Below are 18108 nucleotides of genomic sequence, written 5' to 3' on the forward strand. Positions count from 1 at the left end.
CCACCATTTCGCCGCGTTGACTGCGGCGCTAAAACCATTTGGAGTCCACGATGAGCGAAGCATCCCATCCCGCCGGCCAGTTCACTGAAGTCGAGCATCTGGCGCCTGTTGCAGAGAGCCTGCGGGAAATCCGCCACCACATTCATCATCATCCGGAGCTGGCCTACGAAGAGGTCGCAACGGCTGAACTGGTGGCCAGCAAGCTCGAACAATGGGGCTGGCAGGTGACGCGTGGGGTGGGGCGCACCGGTGTGGTCGGCACGCTCAAGGTGGGCGACGGCAAGCGCAGCATCGGCATTCGCGCCGACATGGATGCGCTGCCGATCGTCGAAGAAACCGGCCTGCCGTACGCGAGCGGCAACCACGGCAAGATGCATGCGTGCGGCCATGACGGCCACACCACGATGCTGCTCGGCGCCGCCGAACATCTGGCGAAGACGCGGCGTTTCTCGGGCACGGTGCACGTATATTTCCAGCCGGCTGAAGAAAGCGGGATCGATAGCGGCGCGAAGAAGATGATCGAAGACGGTCTGTTCGAACGCTTTCCCTGCGATGCGGTGTTTGGCATGCACAACCATCCGGGCGCGGAGCCGGGCGTGTTGCTGTTTCGCAAGGGGCCGTTCATGTCGGCGGGCGACAAGCCGATCATCACCATTGAAGGCGTCGGCGGTCATGCGGCGCGTCCGCACTTGACGGTGGATCCGGTCGTGGTGGCGGCCAGTATTGTGATGGCTTTGCAGACCATCGTGGCACGTAACATCGATCCGTCTCAACCGGCCGTGGTGACGGTTGGCTCAATGCACGCGGGCACCGCGAACAACGTGATCTCAAGTACGGCCAGGCTGGAATTGAGCGTGCGTTCGTTCAATCCGGAAGTCCGCGCGCTGCTTAAAAAGCGCATCACCGAGCTGGCCGAGAGCCAGGCGGAAAGTTATGGCGCGAAGGCGGTGGTCGAGTACATCGAAGGCTATCCGGTTGTGGTGAATTCGGACGAGGAAACTGACTTCGCGGTTCAAGTGGCGTGCGAACTGGTGGGCGACGACAAGGTGGTCGAACAGACCGACATGCTGATGGGCAGCGAAGACTTCGCGTTCATGCTGCAAAAACGGCCGGGCACGTTTCTGCGCATCGGCAACGGCGTGGGCGAGGACGGCTGCATGGTGCACAACCCGCACTACGATTTCAACGATCGCAACCTGATGGTGGGTGCGGCGTACTGGACGCGGCTCGTCGAGCGCTATCTCGGCCAGTGAGTGGGCGCAATGAGTGGGCCAATGAGGAGCGCCACGCACGCATTGGAGTCAAACTCACACGGCACGTCCGGCAGTGTGCTGCCCGGCGTCGGGGCCAAGGCGGTGGGCTGAGGCGAGTACCGGGTCGACGTCCTACCCGCGCCGCGCCACCAGATCCGACACATTCTGAGCGGCCTGCTGCAGCGGCTCGAGAAAAGCCTTCACCATCTGTTTCGCGGAATTGCGCTGCGCATTGCCGCTGATGTTCATCGCTGCGATCACGCGCCCTTGCCGGTTGCGGATCGGTGCGGACAGCGAAATCAAGCCGCCCTCCAGTTCCTGATCCACTATCGCCCACCCTTGGCGGCGCACCTGGGCGATGAGCTTTTTCAGTTCTTCCTTGTCGGTGACCGTGCGCGCTGTGTGAGCATACAAAGGCGTGGAGCCGAGCGTGGCGTCGAGCGCTTCGTCGTCGAGCGCGGCCAGCAGCACGCGGCCCATCGACGTGCAATACGCCGGCAGGCGGCTGCCGATCGACAGATTGATCGTCATGATCTTGTGGGTCGGCACGCGCAGCACATAGACGATCTCGGTGCGATCGAGCACCGCCGCCGAACAGCTTTCGTGGACCTGCGCCGAAAGCTCTTCCATCACCGGCTCGGCCAGATTCCAGAACGGCATCGACGTCAGATAGGCGAAACCGAGGTCGAGAATCTTCGGCGTCAGGCGGAACAGGCGCCCCTCGGTTTCGACATAGCCGAGCGTCTGCAGCGTCAGCAGAATGCGTCGCGCGCCAGCTCGCGTGAGACCGGCGGCGGCGGCGACATCAGTCAGCGTCTGCTCGGGCCGTTCCGCGTTGAAAGCGCGAATCACCGCGAGACCGCGTGCGAACGACTGCACGTAGGAATCACCCGGTCTGTCCGGAGCGTCTGCAGCTTCGGGAGCGCTGGACGGATCGGCAGGAGACGCTTGGGGGGCTTTGCTCATGGGCCTCTTCAAGAATGCATGGGGTAACGGATGGGCACGCCACCGGCCTGCGCCGCGAACCTGGGCTCGCGGTGCGCCGCCCGGCTGCGCGCAGGCGCAGAAAGCCGTGAAGATAGCTTATGCCCTGCGTTTCGCCAACCTCGCCGATTTTGTTTCGGACGGCACTGTGCCAAATGTGGCGCATTGAGAGTCGGCTTTCACCGGGCGGAACATCCGGCGAGGGGCGGGCGCACACCCCAGGGTTTTCGAGTATGCAGGTCACGGCCAGAAATTTGTATGATGACCCGATGACATGATCAATCGAGAACCGCATGTTCGAGAAGATTCCCGCCCGTGCCCTCAGCGACACGGTCGCGCAGCAACTGCTCAAGCAGATCGATAAAGGCACCTTTGCGCGCGGCGGCAAGCTGCCGACGGAAGCCGTTCTGGCCGAGCAGTTCGGGGTGAGCCGCACGGTGATTCGCGAAGCGATTTCGCGCCTGAAGAACGAGGGTGTGGTGGAACCGCGTCAGGGCAGCGGGGTTTTCATTGCGGCGCACGGCGCGATCCGGCCGCTGCGCATCGATTACGCGGAAGCGGTCGAGGCCGGTTCGGTGTTGCAGATCCTTGCATTACGCCGGGCGATTGAAGCAGAGGTCGCCTCCGAGGCCGCGATGCGGCGTAGCGACGCCGATATGGTGTCGATCGACGCCGCGCTGGCCAGGATCGACGAGGCGGCGGCAGAGGGTCACGACGGGGTTGCCGAGGACGTGGCCTTTCATCGCGCGATCGCCGGGGCGACGGGAAATCCGTATTTCCTCAAGACGCTCACGTTTCTGAATCAGTACCTGGAAGCCGGCACCGTCGTCACGCGCCACAACGAGGCGCTACGCGAAGACTTTTCGCGTCAGGTGCGCGATGAACATGCAGCGATTGTCGCCGCGATTCGCGCAGGCGATCCGATGGAAGCGCGCAACGCTGCCCGCACTCATATGTATAACGCCGCTCGCCGTCTCGCCGAGGCCGGCATTTGCTGAGCCTCGAGCCTTGATGCTCGCGACGCGACCGCGCAACGATATAGGCAGGCGGCGCGGCCACATCGAACGATACGAATCTCACTTGGAGTAGAGCATGTCCAGAAACGTTGGAGTCATCGGCCTGGGTGCAATGGGATTAGGCGTTGCCCGCTCGTTGCTGCGGGCGGGTTTTCGGGTGCACGCGTGCGATCTGCGCAGCGCCGTGCTGGAAAGTTTCGCCGCAGACGGCGGCGTCGCCTGTGCGAACCCGGCTGAACTGGGGGCACAGTGCGAAGTGGTTATCACGTTGGTCGTCAACGCGGCGCAAACCGAAGCGGTGTTGTTCGGTGAGCACGGCGCGGTGGCCAGCATGAAGCCGGGCAGCGTGGTGATTGCGAGCGCAACGGTTTCCCCTGACTTCGCCATTGACCTCGGCAAACGCGCCGAGGCCGCTGGTCTGCAGATGCTCGACGCGCCTGTCTCGGGCGGCGCGGCGCGAGCCGCATCCGGCGAGATGACGATGATGACCTCGGGACCGGCCGCCGCCTACGCCGCCTGCGAGGACGTGCTAACGGGGATGGCCGGCAAGGTCTACCGGCTTGGCGCCGTGCATGGAGTCGGCTCGAAAGTGAAGATCATCAACCAGTTGCTCGCGGGCGTGCATATCGCTGCCGCTGCGGAAGCGATGGCGCTCGGCTTGCGCGAAGGCGTCGACGCGGAGTCGCTGTACGACGTGATTACGCATAGCGCGGGCAATTCGTGGATGTTCGAAAACCGCGTGCCGCACATCCTCAAGGGCGATTACACGCCGCTTTCCGCGGTCGATATTTTCGTCAAGGATCTCGGTCTCGTGCTGGATACCGCACGCCGTTCGAAATTCCCGCTGCCGCTCTCGGCTGCGGCACATCAGATGTTCATGATGGCGTCGTCGGCGGGTCACGGTGGCGAGGACGACTCGGCAGTGATCAAGATTTTTCCCGGCATCGACGTGCCGGCGGCGAAGTCGTAGCAGGAGCGCCGCCATGACAACTTCATCCTCGCGGCCGCTGCTCGGCTGCATCGCCGACGACTTCACCGGCGCCACAGATCTCGCCAACATGCTGGTGCGCGGCGGTATGCGCACGGTTCAGACGATCGGCGTGCCCGGCTCCGATGAACCGGTGGAAGCCGATGCGCTGATCGTGGCGCTAAAGTCGCGCACGATCCCGGCCGCCGAAGCGGTCGCGCAATCGCTTGCCGCGCTCGACTGGCTGCGCGCGCAAGGCTGCCGGCAATTTTTCTTCAAGTACTGCTCGACATTCGATTCGACGGATGCAGGCAATATTGGTCCGGTTGCCGATGCGTTACTCGCTGCGCTGTCCGGCGCCGCCGGGCAATCGCAGGGCGGCGCAGACGCCTTCACGATAGCCTGTCCCGCGTTTCCTGAGAATGGACGCACGATTTTTCGCGGCCATCTCTTCGTCGGTGACGTACCGCTCAACGAATCCGGCATGGAGAACCACCCGCTCACGCCAATGACCGATGCGAATCTTGTGCGCGTTTTGCAGCGGCAGACGGAGTCGAAGGTCGGCCTCGTTCGCTACGACCGCGCGGCGCAGGGTGTCGCGGCGGTGCGCGAATCGTTTGACGCGTTGAGGAGGGACGGCGTGCGCATGGCGATTACCGATGCGCTTTCCGATGCCGACCTGCATACGCTCGGCGAAGCGTGCGCCGATCTCACGCTGATTACGGGCGGTTCTGGCATCGCGATCGGTTTGCCCGCGAATTTCCGCCGCGCCGGTTTGCTGGCGAAGACGACAGACGCAGGACAGTTGCCGCCGGTCGAAGGCCTCTCGGTTGTGCTGGCGGGTAGCGCTTCGAAAGCGACCAACGCGCAAGTGGCGGCCTGGCGCGAAAGCCGTCCGGCATTTCGGATCGATCCGCTGGCGGCTGCGCGCGGTGAGCCGGTGGTCGAACAGGCGCTTGCGTTTGCGCGCGAACACTTCGCTGGCAAGCAACCGGTGCTGATCTACGCGACTGCGACGCCCGATGAAGTGAAGGCTGTCCAGCGCGAACTTGGCGTCGAACAGGCCGGCCACCTGGTTGAAAGTACGCTGGCCTCGATCGCACGCGGTTTGCGCGAACTAGGCGTGCGCAAGTTCGTGGTGGCAGGGGGGGAAACTTCGGGAGCCGTGGTTCAGGCGCTCGACGTGCACACGCTGCGAATCGGCGCACAGATCGATCCGGGTGTGCCGGCCACTGCGACCACGGGTGACGCGCCGCTTGCGCTCGCGCTCAAGTCCGGCAACTTCGGTGCGACCGATTTCTTTGTCAAGGCATTGCGCCATCTCGACGGGGCGGCGCCATGACGTTAGGAATCCATAGCGGTGAAGAATCGAAGGCCCGCGAGGAAATCTGCGCCACGGGTATGAGCCTGTATCAGCGCGGCTATACCGTGGGCACCGCCGGCAATATCAGCGCGCGCCTCGACGATGGCTGGCTGATCACGCCGACCGATGCCTGCCTCGGCCGGCTCGATCCTGCCGAGATTGCCAAGGTCGACCTGGCTGGTAATGCGGTGTCCGGTGGCAGGCCGTCGAAGACGCTGGCGTTGCACCGCGGCATCTATGCCCGCAATGCGGAAACCCGCGGCGTCATCCATACCCATTCGACGCATCTGGTTGCCCTGACGTTGGCGGGCGTGTGGAGCGAGGCCGACGTCCTGCCGCCGATCACGCCGTACTATGTCATGAAAGTCGGCCACATTCCGCTGATCCGCTACCGCCGCCCAGGCGACCCGCAGGTGGCCGAGCAGATTGCAGCGCTTGCCGGCACGGTGCGTGGCGTGCTGCTGGAGCGGCTCGGGCCGGTGGTCTGGGAGCGCTCGGTGGCGCAGGCGTCGTATGCGCTGGAAGAGTTCGAAGAGACGGCGCGCCTGTGGCTGATGACGAACCCGCGTCCGGCACCGCTCGACGCTGCAGCGCTCGAAGAGTTGCGTAGCGTATTTGGCGCGCGCTGGTAGCGCTCATCACGCATCGTGCGCGCCGGATTCGGCGCACCATCAATAGAGATGTTTACCTGTCAGCGAGGCGCGCAAAGCGCTTCGCGGTTCCCCAGAAAAGGAGTTGCTGCAATGCCTCGCTTCGCCGCCAACCTGACCATGATGTACACCGAGCACGGCTTTCTCGAGCGTTTTGCCGCCGCGGCGCAAGACGGCTTCAAGGCCGTGGAATTTCTGTTTCCTTACGATTTTCCCGCCGAGGAGATCAAGAAGCGCCTCGTCGATCACGGCCTGACCCAAGCCCTCTTCAATGCGCCGCCGGGCAACTGGGCGGGGGGCGAGCGCGGCATTGCATCGCTGCCGGGCCGCGAAGAAGAGTTTCGCCGCAGCTTCGATACCGCGCTCGACTACACCCGCCAACTCGGCAATCGCACGCTGCATGTGATGGCCGGCCTGATTGGGGCGGATCAATCGCGCGAGCGGCACCGCGAGGTGTATCTGCAGAACCTGGCGTATGCCGCTCAGACTGCGCAGGCCGACGGGATCACGATAGTGATCGAGCCGATCAATACGCGCGACATCCCCGGCTTCTTTCTCAATCGTCAGGACGACGCACAATCGGTCTGCGCAGAAGTGGGCGCGCCAAACCTGAAGGTGCAGTTCGACTGCTATCACTGCCAGATCGTCGAGGGCGACCTTGCATTCAAGCTGAAACGCGATATGGCCGGCATCGGGCATATTCAGATTGCCGGTGTGCCTGAGCGGCACGAGCCGGACATCGGCGAACTGAACTACCCCTATCTGTTCGATCTGATCGACAAGCTCGGCTATGACGGGTGGGTCGGTTGCGAGTACCGGCCGCGGGCAGGGACGTCGGAAGGCCTGGGCTGGCTCAAGGACTATCAAGGACGGCAGACATCATGAAAGTACTGATCACCGGCGGCGCGGGGTTTCTCGGTCAACGTCTCGCACGCGAACTGTTGGCGCGCGGCGAACTGAAGGGACCGGACGGCCAGCCGCAGCCGATTACCGAACTGGTACTGCTCGACGTCGTCACCGCCAGCGGTTTTAACGACAGCCGGGTTCGCGCCGAAGTGGGCGATATCGCCGAGCGCGGCGTACTCGAACGCGTGATCGACGAGCGGACCTCAGCCATCTTCCATCTGGCCGCGATTGTCAGCGGCCAGGCCGAGGCGGATTTCGACCTCGGTATGCGCATCAATCTCGATGCCTCGCGCCTGCTGCTGGAAACTTGCCGGCTGCGTGGGCATCGGCCGCGCGTGGTATTCACGAGTTCGGTTGCCGTGTACGGTGGCGATATGCCGGACGTCGTGCGCAACGATACGGCCTTGAATCCGCAGTCCTCGTATGGCACGCAGAAGGCGATTGCCGAGCTGCTGCTAAACGATTACACGCGGCGTGGTTTCGTCGACGGGCGGGTGTTGCGTCTGCCGACCATCAGCGTGCGCCCCGGCAAGCCGAATGCGGCGGCCTCGTCGTTTGCGAGCGGGATCATTCGCGAGCCGCTGAACGGCGAGGCGGCGATCTGCCCAGTGGCGGGTGGCACGCGCCTGTGGTTGCTGTCGCCGCGCAAAGCGATTGCCTGCCTGATTGCGGGGCTCGAAATTGACGCCGCCGCGCTCGGCAATCTGCGGGCGGTGAATTTGCCGGGTATTTCGGTGAGCGTTGACGAGATGGTTGCTGCGCTGCGCGAAGTCGCAGGTGAAGAGGTGGTCAAACGCATCGAATGGCAGACGGACCCGCGTATCGAGAAGATTGTGGGTAGTTGGCCGGGCCGTTGGGATACCGTGCGCGCTGAACAACTCGGGCTGAAAGGCGAGTCGAGCTTTGCAGACGTGATCCGCAGTTACATCGAGGATGAGCACATTCAGCTCCTTTGACGGAACGCAAAGCCTGATTCTTCCGATGTTTGTCTCCGATTGCCGATGCCCGCCGCACTTGACACGGTTTCCGCGCCACGCCTATCATCAGGGCTGAATGTTCGATATACGATCTGTTGTTCGTATATCGAACAATTCGGAGTCAGCCGAAGCTGTTCGCTGCTATCCTTAGATGGGCCGTAAAGAGTTCGCGGCGCGTTGCGGCATGGGCTCCGGATATCCCTTCCGCTCGCCGCGACGGGGTGACCGCGCAGGCGGCCCCACCGCGCGACGCGCCGGCTGCGCCGGTTACGTGGCGAAGCAAGAGGCGCAGTATTCAACTGGAGACATCACATGACTGAAGCTTTCCTGTGCGACGCGATTCGCACACCGATTGGCCGCTATGCGGGTTCATTGTCGTCCGTGCGTGCCGACGACCTGGGCGCTGTGCCGCTCAAGGCGCTGATGGAGCGCAACAAGGAAGTCGACTGGAACGCGATCGACGATGTGATCTACGGCTGCGCCAACCAGGCTGGCGAAGATAACCGCAACGTCGCGCGCATGTCGCTGCTACTGGCGGGTTTGCCGCAAGACGTGCCGGGTTCTACCGTCAACCGGTTGTGCGGCTCGGGCATGGACGCCGTCGGCATCGCAGCGCGCGCGATCAAATCGGGCGAGGCTGCATTGATGGTGGCGGGCGGTGTCGAAAGCATGAGCCGTGCGCCGTTCGTGATGGGCAAGGCAACCAGCGCGTTCTCGCGCCAGGCCGATATCTTCGACACAACGATTGGCTGGCGTTTCGTCAATCCGCTGATGAAGCAGCTCTACGGCGTCGATTCGATGCCGGAAACCGGCGAAAACGTTGCGACCGACTACAAGGTGAGCCGCGCCGATCAGGACGCGTTTGCACTGCGCAGCCAGCAGAAAGCCGCACGTGCGCAACGCGATGGCACCCTTGCGCAGGAAATCGTGTCAGTGACGATTGCGCAGAAGAAGGGCGATCCGCTGGTGGTGTCGCAGGATGAACACCCGCGGGAAACCAGTCTCGAGGCGCTTGCCAAATTGAAAGGCGTGGTGCGTCCGGACGGCACCGTCACCGCCGGCAACGCCTCAGGCGTGAACGACGGCGCCGCCGCGCTGCTGCTCGCAAACGAAGCGACGGCCAAGCGGTTCGGCCTGACGCCACGGGCACGCGTGCTCGGCATCGCTACTGCTGGCGTCGCGCCGCGCGTGATGGGCATCGGCCCGGCGCCGGCTACGCAAAAGCTGCTGGCGCGCCTGAACATGACGATCGATCAGTTCGACGTGATCGAATTGAACGAGGCGTTTGCGTCGCAGGGGATCGCGGTATTGCGCACACTGGGTGTCGCGGACGATGACGCTCGCGTGAATCCGAACGGCGGCGCGATTGCGTTGGGTCATCCGCTCGGCATGAGCGGCGCGCGGCTCGTCACTACGGCGATGTATCAACTGCAACGCACGAAGGGCCGTTTCGCGCTCTGCACGATGTGTATCGGCGTTGGCCAGGGCATTGCGATCGCGATCGAACGCGTTTGATTTTTTAGCACGCTGTAAAAGCCCCATTCGTTTATTAGCGAATGGGGCTTTTTCGTTAATGCGGTCCGGGTATATCCGCCATAGGTTCGTTGCGGATCGAAATGCGCCTGATTCGGGGACTCGCGCTTTTCCTGCTGACATGTACAATCGTTTCGCTGACGTTCTTTGAATGGTTTTCTTGCCGGAAGACCTGTTTATTCAGTTGTGCTGCATATATCGGCATTGAGTATTTACCTTATTGCAGCGCTCGATCAGACTATTTCAAGGAGAGTATCAATGAAGGCAGCGACGATAGGCGCAGTTTTGCTGTTGACAGCGGCCGCCATTCAACCGGTCTGCGCGCAGACCGCGCTCGCGAATGCGACCCAGACCGTCGTGGGTGCAGTGCCTCCCGTGCACGTCAAGGCGGAGATCGTCGGCATCGATCCGGGCACACGTACTTTGACGCTGCAGGGGCCAGCCGGCAATGCCTTATCCGTGCTGGTGAGTCAAGAGGTGGCCGGTTTCGACAAGCTCCAGGTTGGCGACCAGGTCGACGTGCTTTATAAGAACGCGTTGCTCGTGAAGGCCGACAAGGTGACCAACAAGGGCATTCGTGCGCGTGTTGACACGCAGGTCTACGCACCGGCGTCGGGCGGCTTCGAATCGGCGCGGCAGATCGAAGTGCTCGCAACGGTGCAGAAGATCGACCGCAAGAAGGGGCTTGTCACGCTGCGCGGCGCTACTCAGACGCAGACGCTGCAGGTCGGCCCAGATGTTGATCTCAAGGACGTGAAGGTCGGCGATATGGTTCACGCCGTCTTCGTGTCGGCTGCGGCAGTGCAGGTTACGCCGCAGGGCGAGGCGGCACAGTAACGGTCGCGACACGACAGGCGTCGTGTCGAGTTGCATGGATAATTGTCGAGTTTTGTCGTGTGGCTCGAGTTGTGCAAAAACTATCGGCTATGCTCAGAGGTTCCCAACAGCCTCGCAGCGGCTGAAACCCCCGTCAGCGCCAGACAATTTACTCATGCCTTTCCGTATCCTGCTCGTTGAAGACGATAACCGCCTTTCTGCCCTGGTGGCGGGCTATCTGCGCAAGCACGACTATGAAGTCGAGGTCGTGCTGCACGGCAACGAAGCGGTGCCGGCCATTCTCAAACGCCAGCCGGACCTGGTGATCCTCGACGTCAACCTGCCGGGCAAGGACGGTTTCCAGATCTGCCGCGAGGCGCGCGAACAGTTCAACGGCGTGATCATCATGGTGACGGCGCGCGACGAACAGTTCGACGAAGTGCTGGGCCTCGAATTCGGCGCGGACGACTATGTCCACAAGCCGGTCGAACCGCGCGTCCTGCTCGCTCGCATCAAGGCGCAGTTGCGCCGCGTTTCGGGGCGCGCCGCGGAAATCTCGGGCCAGCCGGAGCGCTTTACGTTCGGCAAGTTCGAGATCAACCGGGCCGCCCGCACTGTGACGCTGCCTGACGGCACGCGGCCCGATCTGACCTCCGCAGAATTCGACCTGCTGTGGGCGCTTGTGAGTTGCGCGGGCGAGGTGGTGAGCCGCGACGACCTGATGCGGCAATTGAGGGGCATCGAGTTCGACGGCCTCGATCGCAGCATCGACGGCGGCATTTCCAAGTTGCGCCGCAAGCTGCATGACGATTCGGGCACGCCACAACGTATCAAGACGGTGCGCGGCAAGGGCTATCAGTTCAGCAAGGAGGCATGGGAGTAACTTGCGAGCCGGGTTGGAAATTGCCTTAGAACAGCCTCGGAATCGCCGACAAAACTCCACATAGACCTGTTTCAAATCGACAGTCGCGGGCGCATTGCGTGGCTAGTATCGCAAGCTTGTTCATTTACGAGCTGCGTCATGTCCCCCCGCGCCTTACCTCTTTCCAGACACGCTGTTTTGATGATCCATGGCCTGGGTGGGACGCGGCACGACTTCGGCTCACTCGATCGCAAGTTCGAGCAGATCGGCTGCGATGTGTATCTGCCGTCGTTGCCAGGGCACGGATCGCGGCCTGATCAATTGAGCGGCGTCAGCCTGCGCGACTATATGCAGCTGCTTAGCCGCACGTATCGCGATCTGATCACGCGCTATGAACGTGTCGACGTGGCTGGCATCTCGATGGGCGCCTTGCTCGCGGTGATGCTGAGCGCCCGCGAGCGCATGACGCATAGCCGCCTGATTCTGCTGTCGCCGCCTCTCTTTCTCGACGGCTGGGGTGGTTCGCGTCTGCGCCCGCTGCGTTATCTGATGTATTGCGTGCCGGGACTGCGTCATCTGATTCGCGTGCCGGAGGGCGAGCCGTTCGGTATCAAGAACGATCGTATCCGCAACCTGATTCGTCGCGCGCTGAAAAAGGGCAGTGGCGTTCACTATCCGTACGTACCGCTTGCAGCGATCGCTCAGGTGGACTGGATGCGTTTTGCGGTCAGACGCGCGCTTCCACGGGTGGCCTGCGAAACGCTGGTGATGCACTCGGAAGAGGACGAAGTGACGAGCATCCGTTCCGCAGAATTCGTCTGCGAACACCTGGGCAGCCGCGACGTCACGCTCGTTCGCCTGACCGACAGCTACCACATGATCACACTCGACAACGAGCGCGATACCGTTGCCGATCGCACGCTTGCCTTCCTGCAGCGTCCCGCTATGCTAACGTGAGTCGCGCGCAGGCCAAACGAAACTGATGGGCTGAACGGCCTCCTGCGGCCGGCGTACCTTCTTTCCTGACGTTCGTGATCATGAATCCTGCCGCACCTAAACTCTCTGCTTTCCGCTATTGCAAATGGCGCTGGCTGAATTTTCGCCGCTCGTGGACGGATACGCGTGCCGACCGCATGCCGAGCTGGTCGCGGCTTTATCTGCGTGCCTACCTTCGTTTGCTGGGCCTTTCGCTGGTGGTGGCTGCGATTCCCTTACTCGGCTTGTCGTTCGAGCTGACCGCTGCGGTTGTATGGCACGGCTTCGTGGCGTTGCCGGGCGGTGTTGTGCCGGTCCTGGTCGTGGTGTTCGGCGTGCCGGCCGTGGTGGCGTATCGCTGGATGCGTCCGGTGTGGGTCGATCTGGTGATGGTCCGCGAGCGCGCGATCGATTTCACCGGCGGTCGTTTCAACACCCGCGCACGCGAGTCCTTTAGCACGATCATCGGCCCGCTGGCGCGCACGCTCAACGCGCTTGCCGAACGGATGGAACGGCTGATCGCCGCGCAGCGCGAGCTGACCAACGGCATCTCGCACGAACTGCGCACGCCGCTCGCACGGGTGCGTTTTGCGCTGGAGGTGTTGCGCGAACCGGCGTCCGCCGCCGAGTACGATAGTGCGCTGGCAAGCATCGATCAGGACGTTACCGAACTGGACGAACTGATCGACATGAGTCTCACCTACGCAAGGCTCGAATACAGCTCGCTACAATCGAATCTTGAGCCAACCGTGCTCGCTATATGGTTCGACGGTCAGGTCAACGACGCGGCCTTGCTCTACACCGATAAGGAAATCGTGCCGCGCGTAGAGATCGATCCGGCGTTGCGCGTGGTGATGGACAAACGCTTGATGTCGTACGCGATGCGCAATCTGCTGCGCAATGCGAGCAAATATGCGCGCGGCCAGATTCTGGTCGGCCTGGCGTTGCGGCACGGCAATGTGGAGATCTTTGTCGAAGACGACGGTGCCGGTGTGCCGGAGAGCGAGCGTGAGCGCATCTTCGACGCCTTTGTGCGGCTCGATCGCCACACCGGCGGTTACGGTCTGGGGCTTGCGATTACGCAACAGGTCTTGCGCGCGCACAAAGGCCGGATTGCGGTGACGGACCCATTGACGCTGCCGGGCGCGCGTTTCGAAATCAGTTGGCCGGCGGGTACGGCGTAAGCTGCCGTCTAACGACTACCTGACGTTCACCCTTCGCTTTCTTCTGGACGCCCCATCAATACGTGTGGCCGAGCTGGAGGTAGAAGTTGTTCCGCCCACTCGGGGCGAATGCCACCCCCAGATAAATCGGTCCAAACGCCGTGGTTGTGCTGGTGAAGAACGTGACGCTGCGTTTTAGCGGTCCGCCGCCGTATTGAATCTCGCCGTCCCACACGTTGCCTGCTTCGAGGCTCATACCGGCGAACAACGCGTGGAATGGCGATGCGGTAAACGTCGTAAGCTCGTTCATGTACGTAACCTGGCCGTAGAGCATCGAGTTGCCGGCCAGTTGATCGGCGGCATACGCGGACAGATGCTGGAAGCCGCCGAGCGTGAAGCCGAACGGATTGACCGGGTTGACGTTCTGGAAGTCTTTGCCGGCCTCGATGCTGGCGTTGAGGCTGTTACGCCCATAGCTCGCGGCCACCAACGCTTTGCCGTAAGCCTCGGTGAATCTGTTCTGCGATTGCGCGAACAGCGAACGTTCGCCGCGCAGTTCCAGGTAATAGCCCTTGCGCGCGAACAGCGGGTCGTCGAGCTGGTCGATCACGAGACGCGCGCGCGCCGTGAACTCGCGGCCATAGATGTCGGGATATTCCAGTTGGAGCGCGCCGTTTTCATCGTAGTACTGCCCGTTGTATTGCGGCGACCCGAAGCCGTGCGCGTATGCAAGACCCACCCGGAAGTCACCGAGGTTCGCGAGCGGTAGACCGAAGTCGAGGCCGGCCCGTTCAGTCTGCTCCTGATACTGGGTGAGCTTGATGTAAGGGTCGTCCTGATAGATGTTCGCGTAGCTGCGCTGAAACTCCACATACGGCGCGACGTAATAGCCAAACGAATCCGAGAGCGGTTGCCGCAGCTCGGCATGCAGCGCGAGCATATCGCTGCCCACCGTGCCGTCGATCAACCCCTCCAGTCCCGACGATGTCAGCCACGGCCGGCGGTACCCCACATGCAGGCGGAAGCCGCCTACGTCCGAAGAACTCGCCGACAGGCCGAGGCCGAACAGCAGGAAGTTAGGTCCCCACGATTTGTCGTTGGCATCGATTACGAGCGTGTGTTCGTCACCGTCGCTAACCAGTTGCTGCGTTACGCTTTCGAAGTCGCCCGCCGTGGTGAGGGCGAGCAGGTCCTGGTTGAGCGCCTTGGGATCATAGACGTCGCCGGCGTGGACGTGCAGCGCTTCGACGATACGCCGCTCGGGCACCGGGCCATGCGACTTGACGACGATGCGCGTGATCCGCACCGGCTTCACGACAGGCGTCATATGCGCGGCACGCCACGCGGCGTAATCTTGCGGCGACAGCGCGAGATGCTGCAGCTTCGGCAACGCGGCGCGAGCCGCGGCTTCGCCGGCTGCGATCGCCTGCGGGGCGTTGGCGAAGTCAGTGAAGCTGAGCGATCCGAGGGACGGCGTGATCAGCACGTCATCTGCATCGAGCTGTTTGCGTTGTTGCGCGACGTTCTGATGAATCAGGATGCCTATCATCTGCTGCATGACGTCGGCGGGCGAGGCGAGCGCGTCGAGCGGACGCAGCGGCGAGCCGATATCGACTGCGATCACCACTTGCGCGCCCATGTCGCGCGCGGTTTCGATCGGCAGGTTGCTGACGATGCCACCGTCCACCAGCGTGCGGCCGTCCACCACCGTCGGCGCGAACAGGCCCGGCAGCGCAATGCTGGCGCGGATGGCTAGCGGCAACGAGCCCTTCTCGAGTACGACCTTCTCACCGGTTTGCAGATCCGTAGCGATGGCGCGGAACGGAATCGGCAAATGGTTGAACGAGATATTGGCGGATACCGCCGAGGTCCAGTCCTGCAGCAAGGCCTGCAAACGGTTGCCTTGCACGAGGCCTGGCGCCAGCCTGAAACCGTTAGCGTTAAAGCCTAAAGCGGGGCTGCCCGCGTAGAGCTCCTCGTCCTCACGTTGCGACTGGGGGAGATCGGCGCGCTCGACCACATCGAAAGCGATGTCGGCCAGGTTCACCTGGCCGAGGCGGTTTTGCATTTCCTGCGCGGTCATCCCGCTCGCGTACAGGCCGCCAACCACCGAACCCATGCTGGTGGCGGCGATACAGTCGACCGGAATGCGATTTTCTTCGAGTACCTTTAGCACCCCCAGGTGGGCATAGCCGCGCGCGCCGCCGCCGGACAGCACCAGGCCGACAGCAGGACGGCCGGCCGGGCCGCCGTCAGGCGTGCAGGCGGCGTCCGCTGCGCGGGCGGATTTCACGAAGGAGGTAAGGGCGAGCGCCAGCAACGTGGCGGCGCAAAGCAGACGGGTGGGGGCATGGCAGAGCCTTGTGTATGCCTTCGTTAGTGGTTTTTTTGGGCTCGCCAAGACTGGGATCATGCGCTTCACAACTATAGGAAAAACCGAGAGATTACATGGTTTTACAGTTGATTACTGAGGTTCCTGTGTGGGCGGCGCGCCGGGCACGGATTTTTGGTCCTTTTCGCCGTCGAAGCGGTTAAGCCAGACGGTACCGATTCCCCCCGGTCAATGCCTGCTGTACGTCCGGTTTGCTTGGATATCGGGAAGCGAAGAGAAATAGTTTGTTATGCGAATCAGTATTTAAAGCTCAAAATTTGTTTGACATTGTTTTAACGATTGTTGTCTTGCAATGCATTTTTACATTGGTCATTATTCTGACCATACTAACGCTGTTGACGTTTTAGCCTGCCCGGTCTCTCCGCGGCTCGCGCGGCGGAAAGTTGTCGGTACGGTCCGTTTAGGTAGGAATACAGATTAAATAGAACGATCGTACGATGAGGCGTGTAGCATGGAAACAACTCGGGGATGGTGAAATATGGAAAGGCTCGATGACCTCCTCCTGTTTGCAGAGGTGGTTCAGAAAGCAGGGTTCGCGGCCGCCGCGCGCAGTCTCGGGATGCAGCGTTCCAAGGTGAGCCGCCGCGTGGCAGAGTTGGAGCAACGCATGGGTGTGCGCCTGCTCCAGCGCAACACGCGCTGCATATCTCTGACCACGGTCGGTGAGCAGATCTATGCACACGCACGCAAGCTCGCCGATGAGGCGCGGGCTGCCTTTAGCGTTGCAGCGGAGATGAATGGAGAACCGCGCGGTGTACTGCGCATCACTGCCCCGGCGACGTTTTCGGCCGCGGCCTTGATGCCGGTGATTGCCGAATTTTGCCGTCTGTACCCACAAGTCGATTTCCTGATCGACACCCGCAACTGGGTGCCCGATCTTATCGCGGAAGGTTTCGACCTGGGGTTTTGTGCACAGACTGGGCCGCTTGCGGACTCGAGCCTGGTGGCCCGGACCATTGGCGACGTCCCCATGATCATGGCCATCAGTCCGGCCCTGCTGGAGCAGTGCGGGCAACTATCGCATCCCGACCAGTTAGCCGGATTCAGATTGTTCGCGCGCGCGGCACAGGCCGGCGTAAAGACGCTTCGGTTCCTTCATCCGGAGCATGGTAGGCACGTCGTTGAGTACACACCGCACTTGATGACGGGAAGCGTTGCGGTCTTGCAGGCCGGGGTCATCGCAGGGATTGGGGCGGCCTGTATGCCGCGCCACTTATGTGAAGATGCGCTGCGCGCGAACTGGTTGGTCGACGCGTTCAAGGTTCAGGCAGGGTGGCAACCGGAACCCACAACGATGTATGCAATGCTGCCTGCGCGTCGGGGTGCGACCGTATCGACGCGCCTGTTTCTGGAGTTTGCCCTTCCCAAACTCGCACTGGCCATGCGCAACGAGCTGGATTCCGTGACCCGTGTCGTGGCGTAGCCGGGCGCTCTGATCCACCACCGCGCTACCTGTCGTGCTGCACCCCTCAGACAGCTACAATGCCCTCAGAAACCAGTTATCCGCCTGCCATGCCGCAGCAAAACGGGTCTGGCCGACTCTCCGGGAATAAAAACGACGTACCGGCAGTCTGCTAGTTATCGGTTACGGATAGGGGTTACCGCAGGGATTTCACAATGGCCGATCCAATCATCGCCAAGCGGTTCGAGGCGCTGCTATTGCCTCATATGAATTCGGCCTTCAATGTTGCGCGTTGGCTGACCCGTAACGATCAGGACGCCCAGGACGTGGTCCAGGAGGCGTATCTGCGGGCGTTCCGCTATTTCGGCGGATTCCGCGGCGAGGACGCGCGCGCCTGGTTATTGAGCATCGTGCGTAATACCTTCTACACGTGGCACCAGCAGAACCGGGATCACGCAGCGGACACCACGGAATTCGAGGAAGAGATGCACAGCCTCGAAGAAATCGGCGCGGCCGGGCAGGACGACAGTCCCGAAGCGGCGCTGATTCGCAGCCAGAGCCAGAAGCGAGTGCACAAGGCGCTGCGCAGCTTGCGTCTGGAATTCCGGGAGGTGGTAGTGCTGCGGGAGCTTGAAGACTTGTCATACAAGGAAATCGCCGCCATCGTGGGCATCCCGATGGGAACCGTGATGTCTCGCCTCGGGCGCGGCCGACAGCAGCTTGCGGCGCTGCTCGCACCGACAGATCAGGAGGCGTGATGGATCACGAACAGGCGTTTGAATTACTGCCGGGCTATATCGACGAGGAACTGAGTTTGTCCGAGGCGCTCGAGTTTGAGCGTCATCTGGC

The 18108-nt window shown here is 62.2% G+C and carries 17 protein-coding genes; 15 read left to right on the top strand and 2 right to left on the bottom strand.

What is annotated here, in order from left to right; translation table 11 throughout:
• Nucleotides 1-50 precede the first annotated feature (50 nt).
• Nucleotides 51-1253 carry a M20 aminoacylase family protein gene (locus M0954_RS27350; protein ID WP_297356606.1) on the top strand — a complete coding sequence of 401 codons (1203 nt, stop codon included), beginning with the start codon at nt 51-53 and terminating at the stop codon, nt 1251-1253.
• 132 nt (nt 1254-1385) lie between these two features.
• Here M0954_RS27350 and M0954_RS27355 read toward each other — a convergent pair whose 3' ends face one another.
• On the bottom strand, nt 1386-2219 hold the full coding sequence (locus M0954_RS27355; protein WP_122158415.1) for an IclR family transcriptional regulator: 834 nt from the start codon (nt 2217-2219) through the stop codon (nt 1386-1388).
• A gap of 311 nt (nt 2220-2530) precedes the next feature.
• On the opposite strand from M0954_RS27355, the gene M0954_RS27360 reads away from it, so the two are divergent.
• The 11 genes from M0954_RS27360 to M0954_RS27410 all read left to right on the top strand — a co-directional run bounded on the left by M0954_RS27360 (nt 2531) and on the right by M0954_RS27410 (nt 13486).
• Nucleotides 2531-3235: a FadR/GntR family transcriptional regulator gene (locus tag M0954_RS27360; RefSeq protein ID WP_122158417.1), complete on the top strand. Its 705-nt coding sequence runs from the start codon at nt 2531-2533 to the stop codon at nt 3233-3235.
• Nucleotides 3236-3329: 94 nt separating this feature from the next.
• On the top strand, nt 3330-4223 hold the full coding sequence (ltnD, locus tag M0954_RS27365; protein WP_297356608.1) for an L-threonate dehydrogenase: 894 nt from the start codon (nt 3330-3332) through the stop codon (nt 4221-4223).
• A 13-nt stretch (nt 4224-4236) separates the two neighbouring features.
• A complete protein-coding gene (gene otnK / locus M0954_RS27370; RefSeq protein WP_297356610.1) occupies nt 4237-5562 on the top strand; it encodes a 3-oxo-tetronate kinase in 1326 nt (441 codons plus the stop codon).
• Nucleotides 5559-6215, top strand: coding sequence for an aldolase (locus M0954_RS27375; protein WP_297356612.1), 657 nt, complete (start codon nt 5559-5561; stop codon nt 6213-6215). Before otnK ends, M0954_RS27375 begins: the two co-directional genes overlap by 4 nt.
• 111 nt (nt 6216-6326) lie before the next feature.
• Nucleotides 6327-7118 (top strand): 2-oxo-tetronate isomerase, encoded by a 792-nt coding sequence (otnI, locus tag M0954_RS27380; protein WP_297356614.1) that lies wholly within the window; start codon nt 6327-6329, stop codon nt 7116-7118.
• Complete coding sequence (gene denD / locus M0954_RS27385; RefSeq protein ID WP_297356616.1) at nt 7115-8095, top strand: D-erythronate dehydrogenase; 981 nt, start codon at nt 7115-7117, stop codon at nt 8093-8095. Before otnI ends, denD begins: the two co-directional genes overlap by 4 nt.
• Before the next feature lie 333 nt (nt 8096-8428).
• Nucleotides 8429-9631 (top strand): 3-oxoadipyl-CoA thiolase, encoded by a 1203-nt coding sequence (gene pcaF, locus M0954_RS27390; protein WP_133893480.1) that lies wholly within the window; start codon nt 8429-8431, stop codon nt 9629-9631.
• Nucleotides 9632-9907: 276 nt separating this feature from the next.
• Complete coding sequence (locus M0954_RS27395) at nt 9908-10486, top strand: hypothetical protein (RefSeq protein ID WP_123388157.1); 579 nt, start codon at nt 9908-9910, stop codon at nt 10484-10486.
• Nucleotides 10487-10640: 154 nt separating this feature from the next.
• Entirely contained in the window at nt 10641-11348 is a 708-nt protein-coding gene (locus M0954_RS27400; protein ID WP_133893479.1) for a response regulator, read from the top strand.
• A 138-nt stretch (nt 11349-11486) separates the two neighbouring features.
• The gene (locus tag M0954_RS27405) at nt 11487-12284 is read left to right on the top strand and encodes an alpha/beta fold hydrolase (protein ID WP_133893478.1); all 798 of its coding nucleotides are present in this window, start codon (nt 11487-11489) and stop codon (nt 12282-12284) included.
• 80 nt (nt 12285-12364) lie between these two features.
• Nucleotides 12365-13486: an ATP-binding protein gene (locus tag M0954_RS27410; RefSeq protein WP_133893477.1), complete on the top strand. Its 1122-nt coding sequence runs from the start codon at nt 12365-12367 to the stop codon at nt 13484-13486.
• Between the two features lie 55 nt (nt 13487-13541).
• Here M0954_RS27410 and M0954_RS27415 read toward each other — a convergent pair whose 3' ends face one another.
• Nucleotides 13542-15758, bottom strand: a complete 2217-nt coding sequence (locus M0954_RS27415; RefSeq protein ID WP_297356618.1) for a patatin-like phospholipase family protein — start codon at nt 15756-15758, stop codon at nt 13542-13544.
• Nucleotides 15759-16335: 577 nt separating this feature from the next.
• Between M0954_RS27415 and M0954_RS27420 the strand changes: the two genes are divergently transcribed.
• From M0954_RS27420 to M0954_RS27430, 3 genes are all read left to right on the top strand, one after another.
• Nucleotides 16336-17280, top strand: a complete 945-nt coding sequence (locus tag M0954_RS27420) for a LysR substrate-binding domain-containing protein (RefSeq protein ID WP_297356620.1) — start codon at nt 16336-16338, stop codon at nt 17278-17280.
• 194 nt (nt 17281-17474) lie between these two features.
• The gene (locus M0954_RS27425; protein ID WP_122158428.1) at nt 17475-18017 is read left to right on the top strand and encodes a sigma-70 family RNA polymerase sigma factor; all 543 of its coding nucleotides are present in this window, start codon (nt 17475-17477) and stop codon (nt 18015-18017) included.
• The coding region (locus M0954_RS27430) for a zf-HC2 domain-containing protein (RefSeq protein WP_297356625.1) at nt 18017-18108 on the top strand (92 nt) is incomplete at its 3' end. The genes M0954_RS27425 and M0954_RS27430, both read left to right, overlap by 1 nt.

The sequence above is a fragment of the Paraburkholderia sp. genome (assembly GCF_026225065.1).
Taxonomy (GTDB): domain Bacteria; phylum Pseudomonadota; class Gammaproteobacteria; order Burkholderiales; family Burkholderiaceae; genus Paraburkholderia.